At 58.3% G+C, this 24,072-nt stretch carries 24 protein-coding genes; 18 read left to right on the top strand and 6 right to left on the bottom strand.

The features are described 5' to 3' along the window. Positions 1 to 59 precede the first annotated feature (59 nt). On the top strand, positions 60 to 554 hold the full coding sequence (locus ACR0B7_RS08475) for a hypothetical protein (RefSeq protein ID WP_170484236.1): 495 nt from the start codon (positions 60 to 62) through the stop codon (positions 552 to 554). Positions 555 to 824: 270 nt separating this feature from the next. Continuing rightward, complete coding sequence (gene rpsD / locus ACR0B7_RS08470) at positions 825 to 1,445, top strand: 30S ribosomal protein S4 (RefSeq protein ID WP_170325974.1); 621 nt, start codon at positions 825 to 827, stop codon at positions 1,443 to 1,445. A 125-nt stretch (positions 1,446 to 1,570) separates the two neighbouring features. Here rpsD and ACR0B7_RS08465 read toward each other — a convergent pair whose 3' ends face one another. Then, entirely contained in the window at positions 1,571 to 2,032 is a 462-nt protein-coding gene (locus ACR0B7_RS08465) for an Lrp/AsnC family transcriptional regulator (RefSeq protein ID WP_170484234.1), read from the bottom strand. 102 nt (positions 2,033 to 2,134) lie between these two features. On the opposite strand from ACR0B7_RS08465, the gene ACR0B7_RS08460 reads away from it, so the two are divergent. The 4 genes from ACR0B7_RS08460 (at position 2,135) to ACR0B7_RS08445 (ending at position 6,442) form a co-directional block, all read left to right on the top strand. After that, the gene (locus ACR0B7_RS08460) at positions 2,135 to 3,550 is read left to right on the top strand and encodes an aminotransferase class V-fold PLP-dependent enzyme (RefSeq protein WP_170484232.1); all 1,416 of its coding nucleotides are present in this window, start codon (positions 2,135 to 2,137) and stop codon (positions 3,548 to 3,550) included. 65 nt (positions 3,551 to 3,615) lie between these two features. Beyond that, entirely contained in the window at positions 3,616 to 4,701 is a 1,086-nt protein-coding gene (hisC, locus tag ACR0B7_RS08455) for a histidinol-phosphate transaminase (protein ID WP_170576584.1), read from the top strand. After that, positions 4,698 to 5,618 carry a prephenate/arogenate dehydrogenase family protein gene (locus tag ACR0B7_RS08450; RefSeq protein WP_170484228.1) on the top strand — a complete coding sequence of 307 codons (921 nt, stop codon included), beginning with the start codon at positions 4,698 to 4,700 and terminating at the stop codon, positions 5,616 to 5,618. Before hisC ends, ACR0B7_RS08450 begins: the two co-directional genes overlap by 4 nt. Continuing rightward, positions 5,615 to 6,442: an extensin family protein gene (locus tag ACR0B7_RS08445; protein WP_170484226.1), complete on the top strand. Its 828-nt coding sequence runs from the start codon at positions 5,615 to 5,617 to the stop codon at positions 6,440 to 6,442. The genes ACR0B7_RS08450 and ACR0B7_RS08445 overlap by 4 nt, the downstream gene beginning before the upstream one ends. On the opposite strand, the gene ACR0B7_RS08440 is transcribed toward ACR0B7_RS08445, so the two are convergent. After that, a complete protein-coding gene (locus ACR0B7_RS08440) occupies positions 6,439 to 7,440 on the bottom strand; it encodes a DUF2125 domain-containing protein (protein WP_170484223.1) in 1,002 nt (333 codons plus the stop codon). The genes ACR0B7_RS08445 and ACR0B7_RS08440 overlap by 4 nt on opposite strands. A gap of 67 nt (positions 7,441 to 7,507) precedes the next feature. On the opposite strand from ACR0B7_RS08440, the gene ACR0B7_RS08435 reads away from it, so the two are divergent. The 3 genes from ACR0B7_RS08435 (at position 7,508) to ACR0B7_RS08425 (ending at position 10,972) form a co-directional block, all read left to right on the top strand. Continuing rightward, on the top strand, positions 7,508 to 8,038 hold the full coding sequence (locus tag ACR0B7_RS08435; RefSeq protein ID WP_170384872.1) for a gamma-glutamylcyclotransferase: 531 nt from the start codon (positions 7,508 to 7,510) through the stop codon (positions 8,036 to 8,038). Between the two features lie 69 nt (positions 8,039 to 8,107). After that, positions 8,108 to 9,289 (top strand): biopolymer transporter ExbB, encoded by a 1,182-nt coding sequence (locus ACR0B7_RS08430; protein ID WP_170484221.1) that lies wholly within the window; start codon positions 8,108 to 8,110, stop codon positions 9,287 to 9,289. Positions 9,290 to 9,292: 3 nt separating this feature from the next. Beyond that, a complete protein-coding gene (locus ACR0B7_RS08425) occupies positions 9,293 to 10,972 on the top strand; it encodes a peptidoglycan -binding protein (RefSeq protein ID WP_170484219.1) in 1,680 nt (559 codons plus the stop codon). A gap of 270 nt (positions 10,973 to 11,242) precedes the next feature. Here the strand turns inward: ACR0B7_RS08425 and clpA are convergent, their stop codons facing one another. Continuing rightward, positions 11,243 to 13,567, bottom strand: a complete 2,325-nt coding sequence (gene clpA / locus ACR0B7_RS08420; protein ID WP_170484217.1) for an ATP-dependent Clp protease ATP-binding subunit ClpA — start codon at positions 13,565 to 13,567, stop codon at positions 11,243 to 11,245. A gap of 175 nt (positions 13,568 to 13,742) precedes the next feature. Beyond that, positions 13,743 to 14,510, bottom strand: coding sequence for a hydroxyacylglutathione hydrolase (gene gloB, locus ACR0B7_RS08415; RefSeq protein ID WP_170484215.1), 768 nt, complete (start codon positions 14,508 to 14,510; stop codon positions 13,743 to 13,745). Positions 14,511 to 14,571: 61 nt separating this feature from the next. Between gloB and ACR0B7_RS08410 the strand changes: the two genes are divergently transcribed. From ACR0B7_RS08410 to ACR0B7_RS08380, 7 genes are all read left to right on the top strand, one after another. Next, positions 14,572 to 15,306, top strand: a complete 735-nt coding sequence (locus ACR0B7_RS08410) for a methyltransferase domain-containing protein (RefSeq protein WP_170411520.1) — start codon at positions 14,572 to 14,574, stop codon at positions 15,304 to 15,306. Between the two features lie 313 nt (positions 15,307 to 15,619). Continuing rightward, positions 15,620 to 16,180, top strand: coding sequence for a F0F1 ATP synthase subunit delta (locus ACR0B7_RS08405; protein WP_170484213.1), 561 nt, complete (start codon positions 15,620 to 15,622; stop codon positions 16,178 to 16,180). Continuing rightward, complete coding sequence (gene atpA, locus ACR0B7_RS08400) at positions 16,181 to 17,719, top strand: F0F1 ATP synthase subunit alpha (RefSeq protein WP_170576583.1); 1,539 nt, start codon at positions 16,181 to 16,183, stop codon at positions 17,717 to 17,719. 12 nt (positions 17,720 to 17,731) lie between these two features. After that, entirely contained in the window at positions 17,732 to 18,610 is an 879-nt protein-coding gene (locus ACR0B7_RS08395) for a F0F1 ATP synthase subunit gamma (protein WP_170411514.1), read from the top strand. Positions 18,611 to 18,628: 18 nt separating this feature from the next. After that, on the top strand, positions 18,629 to 20,053 hold the full coding sequence (gene atpD / locus ACR0B7_RS08390; RefSeq protein ID WP_170411511.1) for a F0F1 ATP synthase subunit beta: 1,425 nt from the start codon (positions 18,629 to 18,631) through the stop codon (positions 20,051 to 20,053). 12 nt (positions 20,054 to 20,065) lie between these two features. Beyond that, complete coding sequence (locus ACR0B7_RS08385) at positions 20,066 to 20,476, top strand: F0F1 ATP synthase subunit epsilon (protein ID WP_170384845.1); 411 nt, start codon at positions 20,066 to 20,068, stop codon at positions 20,474 to 20,476. A gap of 128 nt (positions 20,477 to 20,604) precedes the next feature. Then, positions 20,605 to 20,955, top strand: coding sequence for an H-type lectin domain-containing protein (locus tag ACR0B7_RS08380; protein WP_170484210.1), 351 nt, complete (start codon positions 20,605 to 20,607; stop codon positions 20,953 to 20,955). 28 nt (positions 20,956 to 20,983) lie between these two features. Here ACR0B7_RS08380 and rpiB read toward each other — a convergent pair whose 3' ends face one another. Further along, the gene (gene rpiB / locus ACR0B7_RS08375; protein WP_170384839.1) at positions 20,984 to 21,433 is read right to left on the bottom strand and encodes a ribose 5-phosphate isomerase B; all 450 of its coding nucleotides are present in this window, start codon (positions 21,431 to 21,433) and stop codon (positions 20,984 to 20,986) included. 73 nt (positions 21,434 to 21,506) lie between these two features. Continuing rightward, complete coding sequence (locus ACR0B7_RS08370; protein ID WP_170484208.1) at positions 21,507 to 22,526, bottom strand: ribose-phosphate pyrophosphokinase; 1,020 nt, start codon at positions 22,524 to 22,526, stop codon at positions 21,507 to 21,509. Between the two features lie 108 nt (positions 22,527 to 22,634). On the opposite strand from ACR0B7_RS08370, the gene ACR0B7_RS08365 reads away from it, so the two are divergent. Beyond that, positions 22,635 to 23,237, top strand: a complete 603-nt coding sequence (locus ACR0B7_RS08365; protein ID WP_170484206.1) for a 2-hydroxychromene-2-carboxylate isomerase — start codon at positions 22,635 to 22,637, stop codon at positions 23,235 to 23,237. Beyond that, complete coding sequence (locus tag ACR0B7_RS08360; protein ID WP_170484204.1) at positions 23,234 to 24,055, top strand: alpha/beta fold hydrolase; 822 nt, start codon at positions 23,234 to 23,236, stop codon at positions 24,053 to 24,055. Before ACR0B7_RS08365 ends, ACR0B7_RS08360 begins: the two co-directional genes overlap by 4 nt. The last annotated feature ends 17 nt before the right edge of the window (positions 24,056 to 24,072 follow it).

Genomic DNA, 24,072 nt, shown 5'->3' with positions numbered 1-24,072 from the left:
GTTTCGCTGATAGGGATATCGCAATAAACAGTGAGTGAGTTGAAGGTGCGGGCGGTAAAATGAGAACCGGACTAAACGGTCGAATAGCCATTCAATGGAAACAGACGGAACTAGATGGGTTAGAGGCGGCGCCTCTTTCCTTTTTGGATGTTGGTGCTGCGTGGTCGTGGCGCGGACAGGTCATGTTTCTTGTTGATCCGGCTGATCAGGAGTCTACTCAAACCATCGTTTCACCGAACCATTTTCGATCCTTTCACGATCTGGAAGGCAGCGTGCAGGGCGTCGTTGTTCTGACCAATGGAGCGCAGGAGTTTTCGGCGGACCTGTGCTTGATATCCGGCGAGTCAGAACCAATCCTTGTTTTCGCGAATGGCTACCCTGCGCGCGAGCAGGAATTCTGGGTCACCGAGTTTATCCAGATGAGACAGTCCAGCGGCGAAGCCGCGCCTGTAGACGACACTGTGGTCGTTTTCCCGAATAGACTGAGCTCTGCTACAGACGGTCAAGCGCCCGCGCGGCGTCCGGCGGTGAACGCCGGTCCGATGCGGGACTAGGGCCGCCCCCTGACAAAAAATACAATACGCCATCTTGCGATGTGTTGACTCTGCCTGTTCTGCGGATATAAGCGCGGCTTCATTGGTGTTGGTGGACCCCGCAAGGGGATGCCTGTCATGGGGGAAACCTCAAGAGGACAACGCCCTTCATTGTTGCGGTGCGGCCGAAAGACATCTCGCATCGGGTTGAGCGGAGACGCGATTGCAGCCCGAAAAGTGGGAACCGGTTTTCGGATCAAGCTGCAATGCCACTTAAGAAGGAGATCAGCCGTGACTAAACGCACGTCTGCCAAGTACAAAATCGACCGCCGGATGGGCGAAAACATCTGGGGTCGTCCGAAATCCCCGATCAACCGTCGTGAATACGGCCCCGGCCAGCACGGTCAGCGTCGTAAGGGTAAACTGTCGGACTTCGGTCTGCAGCTGCGCGCCAAGCAGAAGCTGAAAGGCTACTATGGCGACCTGACCGAGAAGCAGTTCCGCCGCATCTACGCCGAAGCCGAGCGTGTTAAAGGCGACACCGGTGAAAACCTGATCGGTCTGCTGGAGCGCCGCCTGGACGCTGTTGTCTACCGCGCCAAGTTCGTGCCGACCGTGTTTGCCGCACGTCAGTTCGTGAACCACGGCCACGTCAAAGTGAACGGCAAGCGGGTCAACATCCCCAGCTACCGCGTCAAAGAAGGCGACGTGATCGAAGTGCGTGACAAGTCCAAGCAACTGGCTGTTGTTCTGGAAGCTGTTGCTCTGGCCGAGCGTGATGTGCCTGACTACATCGACGCCGACCACTCGAAAATGACCGCGACCTTCGTTCGCGCACCGGGCCTGAGCGATGTGCCTTACCCGGTCATGATGGAACCGAACCTGGTCGTCGAATTCTACGCGAAGAACTAATCTTCGCCGATACACATGATCCAAAGGGCCGCGCTTTCAGCGCGGTCTTTTTTGTTTGTGGGGGGGCTCTGCCCCCGTCGCTGCGCGACTCCCCGGGGATATTTCTGGCCAGATGAAGAGGCGGATCAGATCGGCAGCGGCCGCCCTTCGGCAATGGCCTCCATCGCGAAATACGAGGTCACGCTGTCCAGTTCGACTTTTTCGATTAAACGCTGATAAACCTTGTCATAGGCCGCCATGTCCTCGGTCACGACTTTCAACTGATAGTCATAATCCCCACCGATCCTGTGAAAATCCACCACTTCGGAGATGGTCAGAACGTGGCTTCGGAAAGATTGCAGCCATTCCGCAGAATGGTGCCGTGTGCGCAGCATGACGAAGACAACCAGGTTCAGCCCCAGCTTCTCGCGCGAGATTTGGGCTGACGAGCCGGTGATTACCCCATCCTCGTTCAAAGCCTTCAACCGACGCCAACACGCGTTTTGCGACAGTCCGACACGATCCGCCAATTCCCGCTGAGACAGAGTCGCGTCCTTCTGAAGCTCACGCAGTATTCGATTGTCGATTTGATCTATTTTTTTCGCCATATCTAATCATATGACACAAAATATGATAAAACTATCGAAAGTATGGTGAAGTTTGTTTAGGTGATCTCAATCATATTTGACGGTGCAATACGGAGCCATCAAATGACCTTGTCCAAATTTCGCACAGCAATAGAAGCCACCACTCCTATCTCAAGCCTGCGCGATGGATTGATCGGAGAGAATGTTCTGATTCCGGGTCTGCATGGGGATGTTCCGCTGGTTTACGCGGATTACGTCGCCTCGGGTCGGGCGCTGCGGCAGGTCGAAGACTTTGTCGCTGAACAGGTGCTGCCCTTCTATGCAAACAGCCATACCGAGGCTTCCTATTGCGGGTCCTACATGACCCGTCTGCGTCGTGAGGCACGCGCAGAAATCGCCCGCATTGTTGGCGCCAAGGAAGAGGACGCGGTGATCTTCACCGGGGCCGGCGCCACTGCGGGTCTCAATCGGTTGGTCAGCCTGCTTGGTGTGGAGGCGGCTGACCGGCCGGTTGTATTTATTGGGCCATACGAACACCACTCAAACATTCTGCCCTGGCGCGAAAGCAAGGCACGTGTGATCGAGATTCCAGAAGCGCCGGATGGTGGCGTCGACCTCGACGTATTGGAGCGGATGTTGGTAGATCATGCCGCGTCGGACTTGATCATCGGGTCATTCTCGGCGGCCTCAAACGTGACCGGTATCGTTACCGACCCGGATCCGGTGACGCGGCTGCTCAAATCTCATGGGGCGTTATCCGTTTGGGATTATGCGGGGGGCGGTCCTTATCTGCCAATGGACATGGGGCCAGAAGATGCGCGCAAGGATGCCATCGTTGTGTCACCCCACAAGTTTCCGGGCGGGCCGGGTGCATCGGGCGTTTTGATCGTCAATAAGGCTGCGGTCAATCGCACTTGCCCGAGCTGGCCGGGCGGTGGTACGGTCAGCTTTGTCTCTCCGTGGCGGCACGACTATAGCGAAGACCTTGCCACGCGCGAAGAAGCTGGAACCCCGAACGTGATCGGGGACATCCGGGCTGCGCTGGCCTTTATCGTCAAGGATGTGGTCGGTACGGATGAGATTGCCAGACGGGAGGAACGCTATAACCGAATGGCCCTGAACGGGTGGGGCGACAACCCGAACCTGACCCTGCTGGGCGCGGATCATCCGCATCGGTTGCCGATCTTTTCATTCCTTGTGCGCGACAACGCGGGTCATCCGGTTCATCAGCAGCTATTCACCCGGATGCTCAGCGACATCTACGGTATTCAGGCGCGCGGGGGTTGCGCCTGCGCCGGACCCTATGCGCATCGGTTGCTGGGTATCGATCAAGCGGCGTCCGAGGGGTTGCACGCCGCGTTGTCCGCTGGGGAAGAGATGAAGAAACCGGGCTGGGTGCGTCTGAACTTTTCATACCTGATGAGTGATGAGACGGTTCAGTTCATTATCGACAGCGTCAACGACCTGTCCCGCCGGACCGAGGAATTCGCGCCTTATTACAATGCTGATCCGGCAACGGCCCGCTTCAAAGCGGCGTGACGGAATTGCCGCTTTTCTCAACGCGTTGAGACAGGTAAGAGAGGCTCCAATAAACGGAGCCTCTTATGACAAAGATCACCCCGCAACCCGGCATTATGGACATCGCGCTCTATCAGGGCGGTCAGTCGCATGTGGCCGGGGTCAAGCATGCGATCAAGCTGAGTTCCAACGAAAACCCGTTTGGTCCCAGCCCCAAGGCGATTGAGGCCGTGCGCGACAGTGCCGCCACTCTGCATCGTTATCCCAGCACCGACCATGCCAGCCTGCGCGCTGCGATTGGCGCGCGCCATGCGCTGGACTCGTCACGGATCATCTGTGGTGTGGGCAGTGACGAAGTGCTGCAATTCGTGGCGCAAGCCTATGCAGGGCCGGGGGATGAGGTCATCTATACCGAGCATGGTTTTTCCATGTACCCGATCGTCGCGCGGATGGCAGGGGCAACGCCGGTCATGGTGCCCGAGACGGACCGTCGCGTGGATGTCGACAAAATTCTGGCAGCCGTTACCGGGCAAACGCGGATCGTATTCGTAACCAATCCGGGCAACCCGACCTCGACCATGATCCCAGAGGCCGAGTTGGAGAGGCTGGCCGACGCCTTGCCCCAGTCCTGCCTGATGGTCATCGATGGAGCTTATGCCGAATTCGTTGCTGGTTTCGACGGTGGCGCCGGACTGGTGGACCGGTTCGAGAATGTGATCATGACCCGGACGTTCTCCAAGATTTACGGGCTGGGTGGGATGCGCGTCGGCTGGGGCTATGCCGCGCAGTCGATCATCGACGTGCTGAACCGAGTACGCCAGCCCTTCAACCTGTCGCTGACTGCGCTGGCTGCGGCGGAAGCTGCGATCAAGGATGAGGACTATCTGACGTTCTGTCACACCGAGAATGCGCGTTTGCGCGTTTGGCTGGCTGATGAACTTGCGAAGATCGGCGTCGCGTCGGATGCGTCCAGCACCAACTTCATACTCGCGCGGTTCACAGATCAGGCCGAAGCCGAGGCGTGCGACGATTATCTGAAAACGCAGGGTTTGATCGTGCGCCGTGTCGCGGGTTACAACCTGCCGAACGCCTTGCGGATCACCGTGGGCGACGAAGAGGCCTGCCGCCGTGTCGTTGCGGCGATCACTGAATTCAAAGAGGGCGTGGCATGACCCAAGTTTACGACCGTGTTGCGCTGATCGGGTTGGGCCTGATCGCATCCTCGATGTTCTGGGCGATCAAACGCGCTGGTCTGGCGGGTGAGGTGACGGGATATGCCCGTTCAGAGGCAACCCGCAACACTGCGCGCAAGATTGGCTTGTGCGACCGGGTGTGTGACACCGCACAAGAGGCCGTTGAAGGGGCTGATCTGGTCGTTCTCTGTGTGCCGGTTGGCGCGATGGGCGCGGTAGCCGCCGATATCGCGCCAGTATTGAAACCGGGCGCGACCGTTTCGGATGTAGGCTCGGTCAAGCGCCATGTCATTCAGGCGGTGTCACCGCACATCCCCGACGGTGTGCATTTCATTCCGGCTCATCCGCTGGCGGGAACCGAACATTCCGGCCCCGAAGCTGGTTTTGCTGAGTTGTTTGACAACCGCTGGTGCCTTTTGGTGCCGGTCGAAGGCACCGACCCTGACGCTGTCGCGCAATTGCGTGCGTTGTGGGAGGGTATGGGCTCCAACGTCGATGAGATGGATGCAGATCACCACGATCTGGTTCTGGCAGTGACTTCGCACGCGCCGCACCTGATCGCCTACACGATGGTCGGTGTGGCAGATGACTTGCGCCGGGTGACCGATAGCGAAGTCATCAAGTATTCGGCCGCCGGTTTTCGGGATTTCACGCGGATTGCAGCCTCGGACCCGACCATGTGGCGCGACGTGTTCCTGACCAACAAGGATGCAACGCTGGAAATTCTTGGTCGCTTTACCGAGGAGCTTTTCGCCTTGCAGCGGGCTATTCGTACCGGTGATGGTGATCAGTTGTTTGATTATTTTACTCGCACCCGCGCGATCCGCCGTGGGATCATTGATGCGGGGCAGGATACGGATGCCCCTGATTTCGGACGGGGGAAAGCAGGTCCATGATACGTTTCCAAAAGGGTCTTGTGATTGGAGTTGTGGCGCTTAGTGCCACGTTTTCAAACGCGGCCCCTTTGGAGTATTCGCTGATCCCGCCAGAGCGACCATCTGCGGCCCCGGTCTTGGCCTTTGCAAGCCCAACCCCGTCCAAGATGCGCCCCGAATTGCGCCCTGTGTCGGCGCAGGTTCTGGCGGTCGCGGCGCGCACTGTGGATGTGCCGACCTTTGGGCCAGATACGTCCCTGATGCCCTATCTGCGCCCCAAAACGCTGGAACAGGAGGCTTTGTTCAAAAAGCGCAAGCTCCGCAAAGGGTCAGTTTGCGGTGATATTCAGATTCAGGGCAAGGCCGTTGGCAAGGTTCCCGGCAAGATCAAAGCTTGCGGGATCAAGGATGCGGTTCAGGTCACTTCGATCTCGGGCGTTGCGTTAAGCCGCCCATCGACAATGGACTGTGGCACGGCGATCGCTTTGAATGAATGGGTGGACAAGACGGTCATTCCGACCTTCAAGCGACGCGGTCCGGTGGTCGAACTGCAGGTCGCGGCCCACTATGCCTGCCGGACCCGAAACAACCAAAAGGGAGCGCGTATCTCCGAACACGGAAAGGGGCGCGCAATAGATATCTCGGGCTTCAAGATGGCGGACGGAGAAGTCGTTACTGTGCTGAACGGTTGGCGCAAGAACCCATCGCAAAAACAGTTGATCAAGGTCTGGCGCGGCGCGTGCGGACCGTTTGGCACGGTTCTGGGGCCAAATTCTGACCGGTATCACCGCGATCATTTCCACTTGGACACGGCGCGCCATCGCCGTGGGGCGTTCTGCCGTTAACGCAGGATCAGGCGCGGCGCCGGGCCAAGCGGCAATGGGCCCAAGGCGACAAACCCGTCTCGGAAATTCAACTGCATGTCCAGCGCGTTGGGATTGCCCCCAAGTCCGGCCATGAAATTCAATGCGCGAGTCACCGGATTGACGGCCTGATCGGGCAGGGCGCCTGCAGCATTTGCCATTGCGATCATGTCGCGCCAGTTTTCGGCTTTGATCGCGATTTCGCCCGTTGGAATGCCTTGGGCATCCACCGCAAGCTCTCCGGCGGCGAACAAACGCAGCGCACCCCATTCCATTTCGGCCAGATGCAGGTCGATCTGTACCGGCTGAGGTCTGCTCTGCTCAAGGGCGGAGCGATCCCAAGCCCTGTCGAATGTGGTCGTCATATCCAGTTCCAGCGTCTCGAACGACTGGGGCAAAGTGGTGGCTGACCGCATGAGATCACGCAAGTCGTCGCCGGGGGCAAAGCCGTCAATCCGAGCGCTGATGTTGTAGGCTTCGGGAATCTCGGTTTGCTCCATGGTCAGCCCAAGCGTTTCGCCGCCCGCCAGCGCATCGGCGTCCTCGGTGATTGACCAGGGGTCCGCTGTCAGAGACATCTTCTCAAGCACCAGCGCCACGCCGGGCTGCAAATGCAACTCAGCCTGAAGGTTCTTGGCCTGAATCGTGGCGGTTTGATCGTAGTAGGACAAGCGTTGAGGCGTGTCGGCGAACCGCAGCAACTGTCGTCCGGGCCAGATTGCGGGACTTTGAAATTCGATCCAATCGGCGCTCCAGGCTGTCCCATTGACGGGATCCGCCAGCGCCGGGTTTGCCAGCCGTGTGACGTGGTGAGTAGCGTACCCCGCGGTTGAGACATCCGAGAAGTCCGCCTGCCAGCCCAGCTCTTGCTGCTGGTTAAACCACGTGGTGATCGCATTGCGCAGGCCAATTCCGGCTATGAGCCAATAGGCGCTCCAGATCACGCCGACGAAAATGACTGCTCTTATCAAACCGCGCATTGCAGTTGACCCTTTTTCCCACCTTTGAATTGATGTTTATAGGCGCAAACGGGCAAGGACCAGAGCTATGACGATGTGGGTTTTCGGATATGGGTCGCTGTTGTGGAATCCCGGCTTTCCGGTGGCCCGTAGCGAGCACGCGACTTTGCACGGGTATGCGCGCTCATTCTGCATGAGTTCGATTCACCATCGCGGGACCGAGGAAAACCCCGGTCTTGTGCTTGCATTGGACGAACAGACCGAAGCGAAATGCACAGGTCTGGCTCTTGCGGTTGAAGCGGGGCACGAGGACCGCACACTGCAAGAATTGCGCGACCGAGAGCTGATTTCGTCGGCCTATGTTGAAAAGATGCTGGATGTGCATCTGCATGACGGACAGGTCGTTACGGCCGTGACCTATGTGATCGACGAAGATCATGTGCAGTATTGCGGTGGGATGCCGCTGGAGGAGCAGGCCCAGATCATCGCACATGCGGTCGGGGGGCGCGGTCCGAATACGGAATACCTGTATAATACCGCCGAACACCTGACCGAGATTGGTCTGCACGATCCTGATCTTGAGTGGTTGGCGCAACGGGTGCGCAGCATTACCGCATAAACCCTTGGCGTCACCGGCGTATTTTCGCTAGATTCACTTTAGAGCAGGAAAATACCGGGAGCCACGCGCATGGCGCAGGCACATCAGGACGCGGGACCTCATTTCTCGCAACCCATTCGTCAGATCGTTACGATGCTGGTCGCAATTGGTTTGGCGGGGCTGGGCGTCTTTATGGCGCTGCCTTACGTTTTGCCGGTGTTTTACGCCAACCCGTATCTGAACGGGTTTATCATACTGGTCTTCGTGATCGGCGTTTTCGCCTGTTTCTATCAGGTCACTCAGTTGATCGGTTCAGTTCGTTGGATCGAAGCATTCGTCGGCGGTGTTGTTCGCGAAGATGCGCGCACGCCGCAACTGCTTGCGCCGCTGGCCTCTTTGTTGCGTGAAAGAGGCGCTCGGTCACAAATCAGTTCATCTTCGACGCGGTCCATTCTGGATTCGGTGGCCGAGCGTGTCGAAGAAGAAAGAGAGATCACGCGATATATCACCAACGTTCTGATCTATCTTGGTCTTTTGGGGACGTTTTTCGGATTGGCCACGACGGTTCCAGCCATTGTCGATACAATTCGCAGCCTCAACCCGCAGGAAGGCGAAGAAGGTTTGGCGGTTTTCAACCGTTTGATGGTTGGCCTTGAATCTCAGTTGCAGGGCATGGGCGTGGCGTTCGGATCCTCGCTTTTGGGGCTGGCCGGTTCGCTGATCGTTGGGCTGCTCGAGCTGTTCGCAGGCCACGGTCAGAACCGCTTTTATCGAGAGCTTGAGGAATGGCTGTCCTCGATCACCCGCGTCGGTTTCGCTGCTGGTGACGAAGGCAGCAGTGCAGAGCTGGCCGTTCTGACGCCCGTTTTGGATTCGATGTCCGAACAAATGGATGCCCTGCAGGATCTGTTCTCGGCACAGGAACGCGATCGGGTCGAGTTGTCGACGAAACTCGGTCAACTTGTAGACGCGATCGGTGACATGAACCAGCGGCAGTCCGACAACGAAGGAGTAACCGCCGCGCTGGAGCGGGTTGCGCTGGGACAGGACGCCCTGCTTGATCACATGAGGGAACAAGGCGCTGGCGACGGGATCGATGCCGAAAGCCGTATGCGTCTACGCTCGATGGACGTGCAACTGTTGCGCATCCTCGAAGAAATCTCGGCGGGCCGTCAAGAAAGCATGAGCGAGCTGCGCAAGGACATCGAATTGCTGGTCAAAGCGCTTACTCTCCCCCGAGGTGCCGTGCGTTCTGCTCCGGAAGGAGAGTAAGCCATGGCGCTGTCCCGTCGCACAGGTCAGCGGTTCCAGGGGTCGGTCTGGCCCGGTTTCGTGGACGCGATCACGGGGCTATTGATGGTGCTGACTTTTGTGCTGACCATCTTCATGGTCGTGCAATACGTCTTGCGGGAAACCATTTCCGGGCAAGAGGACGAACTGACCGCCCTGTCTGACGAAATTGCGGCCCTGGCCGGTGCTCTCGGCCTGGAGGAGCGGGAAAACAGCCGCCTTCAGGCAAGGCTCGGGGCGTTGAACTCGACACTGTCGCAGGTCGAAACAGAGCTTGTTCAGGCCCAAATTCGGATCACGAGTTTTGAAGATCAGGTCACTGCGCTGCTGGCCGAGCAGGAACGGGCAAAAGGGGCCATCGCCGGTCTGGAATCCGAGCGGGACGAACTTCTGAATGAACAGGATGCGCTGAATCTCGCGCTTGCCCAAAGCCGCGCCGAGATTGACGAACAGACCGAGGCCGCGCGTCTTGCCGCTGCCCGGCGCGAGGCGCTTGAAGCGTTGATCGCCGATCTTGAGCAAAGCGAAGCAGCGCAATCGGCACTGATCACGGAACTTGAAGATCAACTGAGCGCCGAAGAAGCCGCAAGGCTGGCCGAAGCCGCAGCCGCCGAAAACCTGCGCAACAGGTTGCAAGACGCTGACGCGGAACTGACCGCCATGACACTAGCGCTTGAGGCGCAGCGAAAAGAGGCTGAGGACACTCTGACCCTTCTGGCCGCGGCGCAAGCGGCAAAGGCTGAATTAGAACGGCAGTTCGGAGAGTTGAGCTCGCAGGATCTTCAAGTCCGGCTTGAGGCGGCGTTGGCCGCACAGACCGAAGCGCAGGCCGAGGCGCAAGAGCAGAGGACTCTGGCTGAAGAACGCGCAGCCCTGCTTGCGGTCGCGCGTGAAACCCTATCGGTTGAGCAGACAATTTCCGAAAAAGCCCAACGCGAAGCAGCCTTGTTGAATCAGCAAATGGCCGCACTGCGAGAGCAACTGGGTGGGTTGCAGGCTTTGCTGGACGACTACGAGGAACGCAATGCGGCTGCGGACATTCAAATCCAGACGCTTGGGCAGGACCTCAACGCGGCTCTTGCCCGTGCCGCGTCCGAGGAACGCCGCCGCCGACTGTTGGAGGAAGCCGAACGCGCCCGTCTGGAAGCCGAAGCAGAGGTGTTGTCAGGTCAGAATGAAGAACTTGTGGCCCAGGCCGAAGACCTGCAGCGCTATCGCTCGGAGTTCTTTGGCCGGCTGCGGGATGTGTTGGGCGATCAGGAAGGTGTGCGGATCGAAGGTGATCGGTTCGTGTTTTCGTCCGAAGTTCTGTTCGACACGGGCTCGGCCGTGCTGTCTGGGGAAGGGCAGTTGGAAGTCGCCAAAGTCGCGAATATTCTGCGAACCGTTGCGGCTGAAATCCCAGAGGGCTTGAATTGGGTTATTCGGGTCGACGGCCACACGGATAACGTACCTCTGGCCGGGACTGGGCGTTACCGCGATAACTGGGAGTTGAGCCAGGGACGGGCCTTATCGGTCGTGCGCTACATGGTCGAGGCGCTGGGTATTCCACCAAACCGACTGGCTGCGAACGGGTTTGGTGAGTTCCAACCCGTCAATCCTGCCGATACGCCTGAAGCCCGTGCTCAGAACCGCCGGATCGAGTTGAAGCTGACCGAGCGGTAGTGGGGCCGACCGAGGGACGCGTCGCCCGATCCCAGACACATTCACAGGTTTTGATTGATCCCAAGGTCGACGTGATGCGTTGGGTGAAAACACGATAATGGGGTTATGCCGGTGGAAGGGAACTGGTTTTAGCTAAGTATTGATCAAACGTATCCATCGCTTCGGTGGTGGGTAAGAAAGCCCTTGGCAGAGCTCAAGTAGAGATGCCGGAGAGTAAAAAAGCCCGCCGATCAGATGATGGCGGGCTTTGTATCAGGGTTTGCGGTTTTCTCAGTCCGCTGTCAGCAACGGCGGCTTGTCGCCCGGAATCCGTGGCTGATCGGGGCCAAGAATTTCCAGGTTCAGATCACCCTTCTTGACCGAGACACGGACCACACCGCCTTTGGCCAGTTTGCCGAACAGCAGCTCTTCGGCCAGAGGTTTCTTGATGTGCTCTTGAATGACACGACCCAGTGGGCGCGCGCCCATCTTGTCGTCATAACCTTTGTCAGCCAGCCATTCGGCGGCTTTGGGCGTCAGGTCGATGGTCACGTTCCGATCCAGCAACTGTGCCTCAAGCTGCAGGACGAACTTTTCGACAACCTGCAGAATGACCTCTTTCGGCAGCGGCGCGAACGAGATTACAGCGTCCAGACGGTTGCGGAACTCTGGCGTAAAGGTCCGTTCGATCGCGGCCGTATCTTCACCTTCGCGGCGGTCCCGTCCAAAGCCGATGGCGGCCTTGGCCTGTTCCTGTGCACCGGCGTTCGAGGTCATGATCAGAACCACGTTGCGGAAATTCACCGTGCGGCCGTTGTGATCTGTCAGCTCACCGTGGTCCATCACCTGCAACAGGATGTTGAACACGTCGGGGTGGGCTTTCTCGATCTCATCCAGCAGCAGCACGCAGTGCGGGTGCTGGTCGACGCCGTCCGTCAGCAAGCCACCTTGGTCAAACCCGACATAGCCCGGAGGCGCGCCGATCAGACGGGATACCGCGTGTTTTTCCATGTATTCCGACATGTCAAAGCGCAGCAGTTCCACACCCAGCGTATCCGCGAGCTGTTTCGCAACCTCGGTTTTGCCCACACCGGTCGGACCGGCAAACAGGTAGTTGCCGATGGGTTTCTCAGGCTCGCGCAGACCGGCGCGGGCCAGTTTGATCGCGCTGGATAGTGCGACGATGGCGTCATCCTGTCCGAACACCACCCGTTTCAGCGAGGCTTCAAGGTCTTTCAGAACCTCGGCATCGTCCTTGGTGACATTCTTGGGCGGAATACGGGCGATCTTGGCCACGACAGCCTCGATTTCCTTGACGCCGATCGTCTTACGGCGCTTGCTTTCCGCGACCAGATGCTGTGCGGCACCGGCCTCATCAATCACGTCGATGGCTTTGTCGGGCAGTTTGCGGTCGTTGATATACCGCGCCGAAAGCTCGACGGCTGTCTTGATCGCGTCGGCGGTGTATTTGATCTCGTGATGTTTCTCGAAATAGGGTTTCAGACCGCGCAGGATTTTCACGCTGTCTTCGACCGAAGGCTCATTTACGTCGATCTTCTGGAACCGGCGGCTCAGCGCGCGGTCCTTTTCAAAATGCTGGCGGAACTCTTTATACGTGGTCGAGCCCATCGTGCGCAGCTTACCACCCTGCAACGCAGGTTTCAGCAGGTTGGACGCATCCATCGCGCCACCCGAAGTGGCACCGGCACCGATCACGGTATGGATTTCGTCAATGAACAGCACCGCGTCAGGGTGATCTTCCAGCTCGGTCACGACAGCTTTCAGACGTTCCTCGAAGTCGCCGCGATAGCGGGTGCCTGCCAGCAGCGCGCCCATGTCCAGAGAATAGATCGTGGTTTCCGACAGCACGTCCGGCGCTTCGCCCGCGACGATTTTGTGGGCCAGCCCTTCGGCAATGGCGGTTTTGCCTACGCCCGGATCCCCCACCAGCAGTGGGTTGTTCTTGCGGCGACGGCACAGAACCTGAATACAGCGTTCAACCTCGTCAGCGCGACCGATCAGCGGGTCAACATCGCCTGCGCGCGATTTTGCGTTCAGATCAATGCAGTATTTCCCAAGCGCGCTTTCTTTCTGTTCGCCCTCTCCGGCGTTTGACTGAACTTCTTCTTCGACCTGATCTGCGCCGGAAACCGACCGATTCTCGCCATAGGCGGGGTCTTTGGCGACGCCGTGCGCAATGAAATTCACCGCGTCATAGCGAGTCATGTCCTGTTCCTGCAGGAAGTAGGCCGCGTTGCTTTCGCGTTCAGCGAAAATTGCAACCAACACGTTGGCACCCGTCACTTCGGTCCGGCCCGAGCTTTGGACGTGGATCGCTGCGCGTTGGATCACGCGCTGGAAGGCGGCCGTTGGCACGGCTTCGGACCCGTCGATATCCGTGACAAGGTTCGACAGGTCTTCGTCAATGAATTCGACCAGAGTGCTTCGCAGCTCATCCAGGTCAACGCTACAGGCTTTCATGACGCGGATCGCATCAGGTTCTTCCAGCAGCGCCAGCAACAGATGCTCCAGCGTTGCAAATTCATGTCGCCGTTCGTTCGCAGCAGCCAAGGCCGCGTGAATGGCTTGTTCTAATGTGCTCGAGAATGAAGGCACGCGGGTGCTCCTCTGTCTTGGGTCGGAAGGGGCGCGGGCTTTAGGCCGGATCCCCATCCCAACCATGTCCTCATACTATTAGAGTTTGGTTGATCGCGGCCCGGCTTCAAGGGTTTTCTTTCACTTGACAGTCACATTTATTGTGACCGTGGCCGTGAAGAGCGCGAAATAAGCACTAGAAGCGGTCTTTTCTAGCCCGGATTTCCGCAAAAACTGCGGCAGGATCGGCATTTTCTATCCCAAGATGTGCCTGAATCGCCGGATCGGTGGCGCGAAGGAACGGATTTGTGGCCTTTTCCAGCGCCAAAGAGGATGGCACAGTTGGCTTTCCAGCAGCGCGTGCGCGTGCGATATCTGCGACACGGTCCTGCAATGCCGCGTTGTCAGGATCGACAGTTACTGCGAATTTCCCGTTGGACTGCGTGTATTCGTGCCCTGAACAAACCAGCGTGTCGTCGGGCAGGGCGGCCAGTTTCGACAGCGAGGCCCACATTTGCGGCGCGGTGCCTTCAAACAGACGGCCGCATCCAAGGGCCATCAGACTATCAGCGGTGAAAACGACGGAACTCTGCGGCATGTAATAGGCGATATGACCGACCGTATGGCCCGAGACATCCATGACTTGCACGGGCTCTCCACCAACCTCAAACACGTCGCCCTCGCTCACCTGCTGATCCAACGGAGGCAGGCGATGCGCGTCTGCGGCAGCTCCGATCACCTTGGCCGCGTGTTTTTCGAGAATGGCGGGCAGGCCGTCCACATGGTCGAAATGATGGTGGGTCAACAATACGTGACTAAGCGTCCATCCGCGTTTCTCCAGCTCGGCCAGAATGGGCCCGGCTTCTGGCGCGTCGATCAATGCGGTATTGCCGCCCTCTGCGTCATGGGCCAAAAAAGCGTAGTTATCGCTGAGACATGGGATGGTGACGATCTCAAGAGGCATGGCCTTTTGCCCTTTCGTTGCTAGACTGCGCACAGCTAAGCCGATTGACCGGGTGTCCGCAATGCATCTTGATGTGCAGGATCTGAGGAACTTTTACTACCGCAGCACCCTGGGTCGTGCGGCGCAGGCTGCGATACGTGGGCGTTTGACGGATTTATGGCCCGAAGCCAAAGGGCAAACCGTGGTCGGATTCGGCTTTGCCGTTCCTTTGCTGCGGCCCTATTTGGCCGAGGCGCGCCGCGTGATCGGATTGATGCCGGGGCCACAGGGAGTGATGCCCTGGCCTGCGGGTATGCCCAACGTGTCAGTCCTGACGGAAGAGACGCTGTGGCCGATTGAAACGGGCCATGTCGACAAGCTGGTAGTCATGCACGGGCTTGAGACATCACAGCGACCCAGCGAGTTGCTGGATGAATGCTGGCGCGTATTGGGGCCCGGAGGCCGAGCCTTCTTTATCGTGCCCAACCGGGCCGGGCTGTGGTCACGGACCGACCGCACCCCCTTTGGATTTGGCCGCCCTTATTCTGCGTCGCAGCTTGAGAGCCAACTCAAGTCCCATCACTTCATCCCGGAAAACCACTGCTCGGCTTTGTATTTGCCACCGTCCTTCCGCCGGTTCTGGCTGAAATCCGGGAGCTTGATCGAGAAAACCGGGCAACGTCTGCCGACGATCATGGCGGGTGGAGTGCTAATGGTTGAGGTGACCAAGCATATCCGACCACCCAGCGGCAGTGTCACAAAAGACACTGAACGACGTCCAATCAAGGCGCTTGATGGTCTGCTGAAACCGGCCTAGGCCGCGCCAAGCATTTAACGGGACGTCAGACGCAGAAATTGCGGCAAAAAGGCCGCAGGAATCGCAAAAACCTACACTTTGGTAACATTTTTCGCGCTCCTCAGCCGGATAAAAGGGTCGCACCTTACGTAAGTGATTGAAATAAAAAATTTTGTGGATAACGCGGGGGGGATTATAACGTATTGCTAGGTTGGTTCGGCTCTGCTACATCCCCGGTGATTTTGATCCCCGACCGCATGGGCGGGGTTTCTTCACGCCCCCGGGGTAGCTGCCGCAACGCGAATTCGGGGCCTCAAATATCGGAAGGGTGGACGTGTCCGAACCAGCTTCGATTTCCACTGGCATTGCCGAGCGCTATGCCACTGCGATCTTCGAGATCGCCAAAGAGAATAATGACCTTGCAGGTCTGGAAACCGGAATCAACGATCTGGCAGCAGCTTTGGGCGATAGCGCCGAACTGCGCGACCTGATCGCTTCGCCTCTGGTTTCGCGCGCCGAACAGGAAGGCGCGATTACCGCGATCGCTGACAAGATGGGTTTGAACCCCATCCTGCGTAACACGCTGGGACTGATGGCGCAGAAACGCCGCCTGTTCGTCGTGCCGCAGCTGGTTCAGGTTCTGCGTACCATGCTGGCAGATGAGCGTGGCGAAGTGACCGCCGATGTCGCCTCGGCCAAGGCGCTGACCAAGACGCAACTGGAAAAACTGTCCAAGACGCTGTCCGAGCGTGTGGGCAAGACCGTAACAATCAATGCGACCGTTGATGAAAGCCTCATCGGCGGTCTTGTCGTTAAAGTGGGCTCGAAGATGATCGATAGCTCGATCCGCTCCAAGCTCAACTCCCTACAGAATGCAATGAAAGAGGTCGGATAAATGGGAATCCAAGCTGCAGAGATTTCTGCAATCCTGAAGGACCAGATCAAGAATTTTGGTCAGGAAGCCGAAGTAGCCGAAATCGGCCGCGTGCTGAGCGTCGGTGACGGTATCGCCCGCGTATACGGCCTGGACAATGTGCAAGCCGGTGAGATGGTCGAATTCCCCGGCGGCATCATGGGTATGGCGCTGAACCTGGAAAGCGACAACGTAGGTGTCGTTATCTTCGGTTCTGACCGTGACATCAAAGAAGGTGACACCGTCAAGCGCACCAACTCGATCGTGGACGTTCCGATCGGTGATGAGCTGCTGGGCCGCGTTGTAGACGGTCTGGGCAACCCGCTGGACGGCAAAGGCCCGATCAATGCCTCCAAGCGTGGCGTTGCAGACGTCAAAGCCCCGGGCATCATCCCGCGTAAGTCGGTGCACGAGCCGATGGCAACCGGCCTGAAGTCGGTTGACGCGATGATCCCGATCGGCCGTGGCCAGCGGGAACTGATCATTGGTGACCGTCAGACAGGTAAAACCGCCGTGGCTCTGGACACCATCCTGAACCAGAAAGTCTATAACGACGCGGCAGGCGACGACGAGTCGAAGAAACTGTACTGCGTTTACGTTGCGGTTGGTCAGAAACGTTCGACCGTTGCGCAGCTGGTGAAGAAACTGGAAGAGTCCGGCGCGATTGAATACTCGATCGTTGTGGCCGCGACCGCGTCCGACCCGGCACCGATGCAGTTCCTGGCACCTTACGCCGCGACCGCGATGGCAGAATACTTCCGCGACAACGGCCGCCACGCGCTGATCATCTATGATGACCTGTCGAAACAGGCTGTGTCCTATCGTCAGATGTCGCTGCTGCTGCGCCGCCCGCCCGGACGCGAAGCCTATCCTGGTGACGTTTTCTATCTCCACTCGCGTCTGCTGGAACGTTCGGCGAAGCTGAACGAAGACTTTGGCGCTGGCTCGCTGACCGCTCTGCCGGTTATCGAAACCCAGGGTGGTGACGTTTCGGCCTTTATTCCGACCAACGTGATCTCGATCACCGACGGCCAGATCTTCCTGGAAACCGAACTGTTCTATCAGGGCATCCGTCCTGCTGTGAACACCGGTCTGTCGGTTTCGCGTGTGGGCTCGTCCGCCCAGACCAACGCGATGAAGTCGGTCGCTGGTCCGGTTAAACTGGAACTGGCTCAGTACCGTGAAATGGCCGCCTTTGCGCAGTTTGGTTCTGACCTTGACGCCGCGACCCAGCAGCTGCTGAACCGTGGTGCGCGTCTGACCGAGCTGATGAAACAGCCGCAGTATTCGCCGCTGACCAACGCGGAAATCGTCTGTGTCATCTTCGCAGGTACCAAAGGTTACCTCGACAAGATCGACGTCTCGGATGTTGGCCGCTATGAAGCTGGTCTGCTGGCGCACCTGCGTGGCAAGCACGCCGACCTGCTTAAGTGGCTCACCGACGAAGATCCGAAGATCAAGGGTGACGCGTCCGACAAGATCAAGGCAGCGATCGACGAATACGCCGCGACCTTCGCTTGATAGGGGGTTCCGATGCCTAGTCTGAAGGACCTTAAAAACAGGATCGAGTCGGTCAAATCGACCCGCAAGATCACCAAGGCCATGCAGATGGTCGCGGCCGCAAAACTGCGCCGCGCCCAGGAATCTGCCGAAGCCTCGCGCCCCTATGCCGAGCGGTTTAATGCCGTGATGGCGGGGCTGGCGGCTTCGGTCGGGGGCAGCGACAGCGCCCCCAAGCTGCTCCGTGGTACGGGCAGTGATGATGTGCATCTGCTGGTTGTGATGACAGCTGAACGCGGCCTTTGCGGTGGCTTCAACTCGAACATTGCCAAGCTCGCCCGCCAAAAGGCGGAAGAGCTGCGTGCCAAAGGCAAGACGGTCAAGGTTCTGACCGTCGGCAAGAAAGGCCGCGACGCGCTCAAGCGTGATTTTGGCGATCTGTTCGTTGGACATATCGACCTGAGCGAAGTCAAACGCATTGGTTACACCAACGCGCAGGACATCGCGAAGGACATCCTGTCTCGCTTTGACGGGGGTGAGTTCGATGTTGCCACGATCTTCTACTCGAAGTTCGTCAACGTCGTGACCCAGATCCCGACGGCCCAGCAAGTTATCCCTGCCTCGTTCGAGGACGAAGCGGCGGGTGACGACAGCGGTGCCATTTTCGACTACGAGCCCAGCGAAGAGGCCATCTTGGCCGACTTGCTGCCCAAGGGGGTTGCAACTGCGATCTTCTCGGCCCTGCTCGAGAACGGAGCGTCTGAACAGGGTGCACGGATGTCCGCGATGGACAACGCGACACGTAACGCGGGTGAGATGATCGACAAGCTGACGATCCAGTTCAACCGCTCGCGTCAGGCCGTGATCACCAACGAGCTGATTGAAATTATTTCCGGCGCCGAAGCGCTGTAAGAAAACCGGAGACGAAACATGGCGAATGCAAAAGGCAAAGTCACACAGATCATCGGGGCCGTCGTTGACGTGCAGTTCGATGACGCACTGCCTGAAATTCTGAACGCGCTGGAAACAACCAACAACGGCAAGCGCCTGGTGTTGGAAGTTGCTCAGCACCTGGGTGAAAACACCGTCCGTACCATCGCGATGGACGCGACCGAAGGTCTGGTCCGTGGCGAGGTCGTAACCGACACCGGCGCACCGATCTCGGTTCCGGTTGGCAACGCTACCCTGGGCCGAATCCTGAACGTGGTCGGCGAGCCGATCGACGAAAAAGGTGAGGTTGTCGCGTCGGAAACCCGCGCAATCCACCAGCCCGCACCCGAGTTCGCGGAACAGTCGACCGAGTCGGAAATCCTGGTGACCGGCATCAAGGTTGTGGACCTGCTGGCCCCTTACGCCAAAGGCGGTAAGATCGGCCTGTTCGGTGGTGCCGGCGTTGGTAAAACCGTTCTGATCATGGAACTGATCAACAACATCGCAAAAGTGCACTCGGGCTTTTCCGTGTTCGCGGGTGTTGGTGAACGGACCCGTGAAGGGAACGACCTGTACCACGAGATGATCGAATCGAACGTGATTAAGCCCGACAACCTGTCGGAATCGCAGGTTGCGCTGGTTTACGGTCAGATGAACGAACCTCCCGGAGCGCGTGCGCGTGTTGCTCTGACCGGTCTGACCCTGGCCGAACAGTTCCGCGACCAGTCCGGTACCGACGTTCTGTTCTTCGTCGACAACATCTTCCGCTTTACGCAGGCGGGTTCCGAGGTTTCGGCTCTGCTGGGTCGTATTCCTTCGGCTGTGGGTTACCAGCCGACACTGGCCACCGACATGGGCGCTCTGCAGGAGCGGATCACCTCGACCAAGTCGGGCTCGATCACCTCGGTGCAGGCGATCTACGTGCCTGCGGACGACCTGACCGACCCCGCGCCGGCGACCTCGTTCGCTCACTTGGATGCGACCACCGTTCTGAACCGTGCGATCTCGGAAAAGGGTATCTACCCGGCTGTTGACCCGCTCGACTCGTCCTCGCGTCTGCTGGACCCTGCGATTGTGGGTGAAGAGCACTACGGCGTTGCGACCGACGTTCAGCAGATCCTCCAGCGCTACAAGTCGCTGCAGGACATCATCGCCATCCTTGGCATGGACGAACTGTCGGAAGAAGACAAACTGACCGTGGCCCGTGCCCGTAAGATCGAACGCTTCCTGTCGCAGCCGTTCGACGTTGCCGAAGTCTTCACCGGTTCGCCGGGCGTTCAGGTTCCTCTGGACGTGACCATCGCGTCGTTCAAAGCGGTTGTCGCTGGCGAATACGATCACCTGCCCGAAGCAGCCTTCCTGATGGTTGGCGGCATCGAAGAAGTGATCGCCAAAGCGGAAAAGATGGCCGCAGAAGCCGCCTAAGGAGTATCCCTGATGGCAAACACGATGCAATTCGACCTCGTCAGCCCCGAGCGGAGCCTTGCTTCGCTTGAGGCCACCGCGGTCCAGATTCCCGGCGCGGACGGGGACATGACGGCGATGCCCGATCATGCCCCCACCATCACCACGCTGCGCCCCGGTCTGCTGAAGGTTGAGGCACCCCAAGGAGCCAGCGAATACCTGGTCACCGGCGGGTTTGCCCAGATCAACGGCGACAGCATGTCGGTTCTGGCTGAAAAGGCCATTCCGGTTGCCGAAGTGACCCGGTCGCATCTGGACGACCTGATCGCCGAGGCGCGCGCCTCGCATGAAGCCGCGAAAGCGGGCGACGATCAGACCATCGTTGACGATGCAGCCAAGCTGCTGGCCGACATGGAAGCGCTTGGGACGCATATGAGCCTGTAAGGTTCACATCATACCCAGAAATCAAAACGGCTCCGCCAGTGCGGGGCCGTTTTTTTGTCGTGATTTTGCCAAGGCGGCGGAATAAGCTACCGGAATAGTTGGCAAAGTAGAAATAACCGAAGACATAAATGAAGGTTTTTCAAACTCATCCCATTGGTATCGATCAAGGCGAAACCGTCTTGTTTTCTGATTTCTCGAACGGCGGAGAAATGTGGACAGGTGAGGGCGCACGGGAAAGGCGCTCGGCTGTTACGTTCAGTCAGCCGTTTCGGTCCGCACCGGTGATCCAGATCAGTATTTCGCTATGGGATGTGGATACGTCTTCGGCACTGCGCGCAGAGGTGGTGGCAGAAGACGTAACGGAGACAGGCTTTTGGGCTGTCTTCCGCACCTGGTCAGACACGCGCATTGCACGGATTCGAGTGAAGTGGACCGCGATAGGTGAAGTGGCTCATGAGGATGATTGGGACATCTCCTGAGCCACATCACATTGTTTAGGTAGGTTTTTTAGCCGTCTTGCGCTTCGATCATATCGACACGCGTGGCATGGCGACCGCCTTCAAACTCGGCCGTCAGGAAAGCATCGACAATATCCAATGCCTGACCTTCCCCGACGACGCGTGCGCCAATCGAAAGCATGTTGGCATTATTGTGCTGGCGGATCATACGCGCCGAGAATGCGTCGGCGCAGACCCCGCAGCGTATTCCGGGAACCTTGTTGGCTGCCATCATGATGCCCTGTCCCGTGCCGCACAGGATGATCCCCAATTGGCAGTCACCCGAAGCAACGGCTTGCGCCGCTGCCTTTCCGTGAATCGGGTAGTGCGTGCTCTCGGGTGTTGTCGGTCCGATATCGACAACTTCCCAGCCTTTGGCTGCGATATGCTTTGCGACTGCATTGCGTAGGTCAATGGCTGCGTGGTCGCTGGAAAGTACGATCCGTTTGGTGGTGGTCATTGGGTTTCCCATAGAAAGCCGTGGAAGATAGCGCGGTCAGGGTAGGGCGATTGGAAGTGTTCGCCCTACTGCTTTAATCCGTCTGGTACATGGACTCGTAAATCGGGGTCAGGGTCTTGTCCTCGAACAAGGACGACACGCTGGTGCCGTTCCAGATATTCAGGATCGCCTGCGTAAAGATCGGCGCGGTCGGCACGATGCGGATGTTCTTGGCCTGGGCGACTTCTTTGGTGGGTTGGATCGTGTCCGTCAGCACCAGTGATTTCATCACCGAGTTGGTCACACGCTCGACCGCCGGGCCGCTCATGACGCCATGGGTGATGTAGGAATGAACCTCTTTCGCGCCGTTATCCAGCAGCACCTGCGCCGCCTTGCACAATGTGCCGGCCGTGTCGCACATGTCATCCACGATCAGGCAAATCTTGTCTTTTACGTCGCCGATCACGGTCATCTCAGCCACTTCACCTGCTTTCTCGCGGCGCTTGTCCACGATCGACAGAGGGGCATTGATACGCTTGGCCAGCTCTCGTGCGCGGGCTACGCCGCCAACGTCGGGTGAAACCACCATGATCTCGTCCATATTGTCCTTGAACTGGTTTTTTACATCCAGCGCAAAGATCGGCGAGGCATAAAGGTTGTCCACCGGAATATCAAAGAACCCCTGAATCTGGGCTGCGTGCAGGTCCATGGTCAAGACCCGCTCGATCCCTGCGCCGGTCAGCATATTGGCGACCAGCTTGGCGGAAATCGGCGTGCGCGCCTTGGTGCGGCGGTCCTGACGGGCATAACCGAAATAGGGGATTACGGCGGTGATCCGCTGGGCGGACGAGCGGCGCAGCGCGTCGGCGATGATCAGCAGCTCCATCAGGTTGTCGTTTGCAGGGTTCGAGGTCGGCTGAACGATGAACATGTCCTCGCCCCGCACATTCTCGAAAACTTCGACGAAAATCTCGCCGTCATTGAACCGCTCGACGCGAGCATCGACCAATCCCTGATCGACTCCGCGATACAGGCTCATTCGACGCGCGATGGTTTCGGCAAGAGGAAGGTTGGCGTTCCCAGCGATGAGCTTGGGTTCGTTGAGTGTCGGCATCGGCTGTTTTTCCCCGGGCAGCAATGGCAATGTGACAGATTCGTGATGTTGACACCGCTTATCATGGCCTTACCGTCTCGCAAAGATTACGCAGCGGAGAAAGTGCACATGGCCACCATTGACTACTATTTTGCGACACTCTCGCCCTACACTTACCTGGCGGGTTCTCGGCTGGAGGAGATAGCGGCCAAACACGGGGCCACGATCAACTATAAACCGCTGGATATCATCGCCCTGTTCGGTCGCACGGGCGGGACGCCGCCCAAGGATCGGCATATCTCGCGCATTGAGTACCGGGCGCAGGAGCTGCAAAGACAGGCGAAAAAGTTGGGTATGGAGTTCAATCTGCAACCGGCACATTGGCCGACAAATGCCGCACCGTCGTCCTATGCCGTAATTGCTGCGCTAAAGGACGGATCGGGGGATATTGGAAAGCTGGTTCATTCCTTCGTTCGCGCGTGCTGGGCTGAGGAGAAAGACATCGCGCAGGACGATGTCATCCGGGATTGTCTGTCCAAGGCGGGCTATGACCCAAGCCTGGCTGATAGCGGGTTGCTGGTTGGTGCCGAAACCTATGCCTCCAATCTGGAAGAAGCCGTTGATCGCGGCGTGTTTGGCGCCCCTTTTTATATTACCGAAGATGATCAGCGATTCTGGGGGCAGGATAGGCTGGATGATCTGGATCGGCACCTGGCGGAGATGAAAGGATGAAGGACGGAATGACCTCATCACCGGTTTTTGTCAGAACGCTTGGGCAGGGCGCGCGCAAGGTGCTCGCCCTGCATTGCACTATCGCGCATTCCGGTGTTTGGGCCGGTCTGACCTCTGCGCTGGATGATCAGGCTACTTTGATAGCGCCGGATATGCTTTCACATGGGCGCAGCCCGGATTGGGACGGGCAGGGGGATTTCTTTGATCTTACGACTGGGTTTTCGGCCAATTTGTTGACCGAGCCGATGGACGTGATTGGCCATTCTTTCGGCGCAATGGTCGCGTTGCGCCTTGCGCTGGAATACCCGGACCGCGTCCGCAGCGCCGTGTTGATAGAACCGGTTTTCTTTGCCGTGGCCGCGCAGGATGCGCCCGACATCCTTGCCCGCCATGATCAAGAGGCACAGCCCTATGCCGATGCCTTGGCCGCTGGGGATATGCAACTGGCGGCTCGGTTGTTCAACAGAATGTGGAGCACGGATATCAGTCCGCGGTGGACAGAAATGCAGGAGAAAACCCGCACTGCGATGATACGCGGTGTGCCTGTCGTGCCGGCCGTGAAAGAAGCGGTGTTTAACGACCAAAAGGGCTTTTTGAAACCCGGTGTTCTGGACCGCGCAACCATGCCCATCTTGGTTCTGAGCGGTTCAAAAACGAACCCCGTCATGCCTGTGATCGGTCAGGGGTTGCAGCGCCGTCTGCCCAACGCGTCCTTCGATGTCGTCGAAGGGGCGGGGCACATGCTGCCGATTTCTCATCCAAAGGCCACAGCGCAGCTTGTGCAGCGGTTTTGGGACACTGCTAAGACACCTGCATAAGATTGGCCGCCTTGTTA

Source organism: Ruegeria sp. BB6 (assembly GCF_056539385.1).
Note: the sequence above shows the minus strand (reverse complement) of the source record. Positions and strands in the feature narration are given on the sequence as shown.

Coding starts and splice junctions, on each gene's coding strand:
- ACR0B7_RS08475 (WP_170484236.1), top strand. CDS start 60: ATGAGAACCGGACTAAACGGTCGAATAGCCATTCAATGGAAACAGACG.
- ACR0B7_RS08465 (WP_170484234.1), bottom strand. CDS start 2,032: ATGGCGAAAAAAATAGATCAAATCGACAATCGAATACTGCGTGAGCTT.
- ACR0B7_RS08460 (WP_170484232.1), top strand. CDS start 2,135: ATGACCTTGTCCAAATTTCGCACAGCAATAGAAGCCACCACTCCTATC.
- hisC (WP_170576584.1), top strand. CDS start 3,616: ATGACAAAGATCACCCCGCAACCCGGCATTATGGACATCGCGCTCTAT.
- ACR0B7_RS08450 (WP_170484228.1), top strand. CDS start 4,698: ATGACCCAAGTTTACGACCGTGTTGCGCTGATCGGGTTGGGCCTGATC.
- ACR0B7_RS08445 (WP_170484226.1), top strand. CDS start 5,615: ATGATACGTTTCCAAAAGGGTCTTGTGATTGGAGTTGTGGCGCTTAGT.
- ACR0B7_RS08440 (WP_170484223.1), bottom strand. CDS start 7,440: ATGCGCGGTTTGATAAGAGCAGTCATTTTCGTCGGCGTGATCTGGAGC.
- ACR0B7_RS08435 (WP_170384872.1), top strand. CDS start 7,508: ATGACGATGTGGGTTTTCGGATATGGGTCGCTGTTGTGGAATCCCGGC.
- ACR0B7_RS08430 (WP_170484221.1), top strand. CDS start 8,108: ATGGCGCAGGCACATCAGGACGCGGGACCTCATTTCTCGCAACCCATT.
- ACR0B7_RS08425 (WP_170484219.1), top strand. CDS start 9,293: ATGGCGCTGTCCCGTCGCACAGGTCAGCGGTTCCAGGGGTCGGTCTGG.
- gloB (WP_170484215.1), bottom strand. CDS start 14,510: ATGCCTCTTGAGATCGTCACCATCCCATGTCTCAGCGATAACTACGCT.
- ACR0B7_RS08410 (WP_170411520.1), top strand. CDS start 14,572: ATGCATCTTGATGTGCAGGATCTGAGGAACTTTTACTACCGCAGCACC.
- atpA (WP_170576583.1), top strand. CDS start 16,181: ATGGGAATCCAAGCTGCAGAGATTTCTGCAATCCTGAAGGACCAGATC.
- ACR0B7_RS08395 (WP_170411514.1), top strand. CDS start 17,732: ATGCCTAGTCTGAAGGACCTTAAAAACAGGATCGAGTCGGTCAAATCG.
- atpD (WP_170411511.1), top strand. CDS start 18,629: ATGGCGAATGCAAAAGGCAAAGTCACACAGATCATCGGGGCCGTCGTT.
- ACR0B7_RS08385 (WP_170384845.1), top strand. CDS start 20,066: ATGGCAAACACGATGCAATTCGACCTCGTCAGCCCCGAGCGGAGCCTT.
- ACR0B7_RS08380 (WP_170484210.1), top strand. CDS start 20,605: ATGAAGGTTTTTCAAACTCATCCCATTGGTATCGATCAAGGCGAAACC.
- rpiB (WP_170384839.1), bottom strand. CDS start 21,433: ATGACCACCACCAAACGGATCGTACTTTCCAGCGACCACGCAGCCATT.
- ACR0B7_RS08370 (WP_170484208.1), bottom strand. CDS start 22,526: ATGCCGACACTCAACGAACCCAAGCTCATCGCTGGGAACGCCAACCTT.
- ACR0B7_RS08365 (WP_170484206.1), top strand. CDS start 22,635: ATGGCCACCATTGACTACTATTTTGCGACACTCTCGCCCTACACTTAC.
- ACR0B7_RS08360 (WP_170484204.1), top strand. CDS start 23,234: ATGAAGGACGGAATGACCTCATCACCGGTTTTTGTCAGAACGCTTGGG.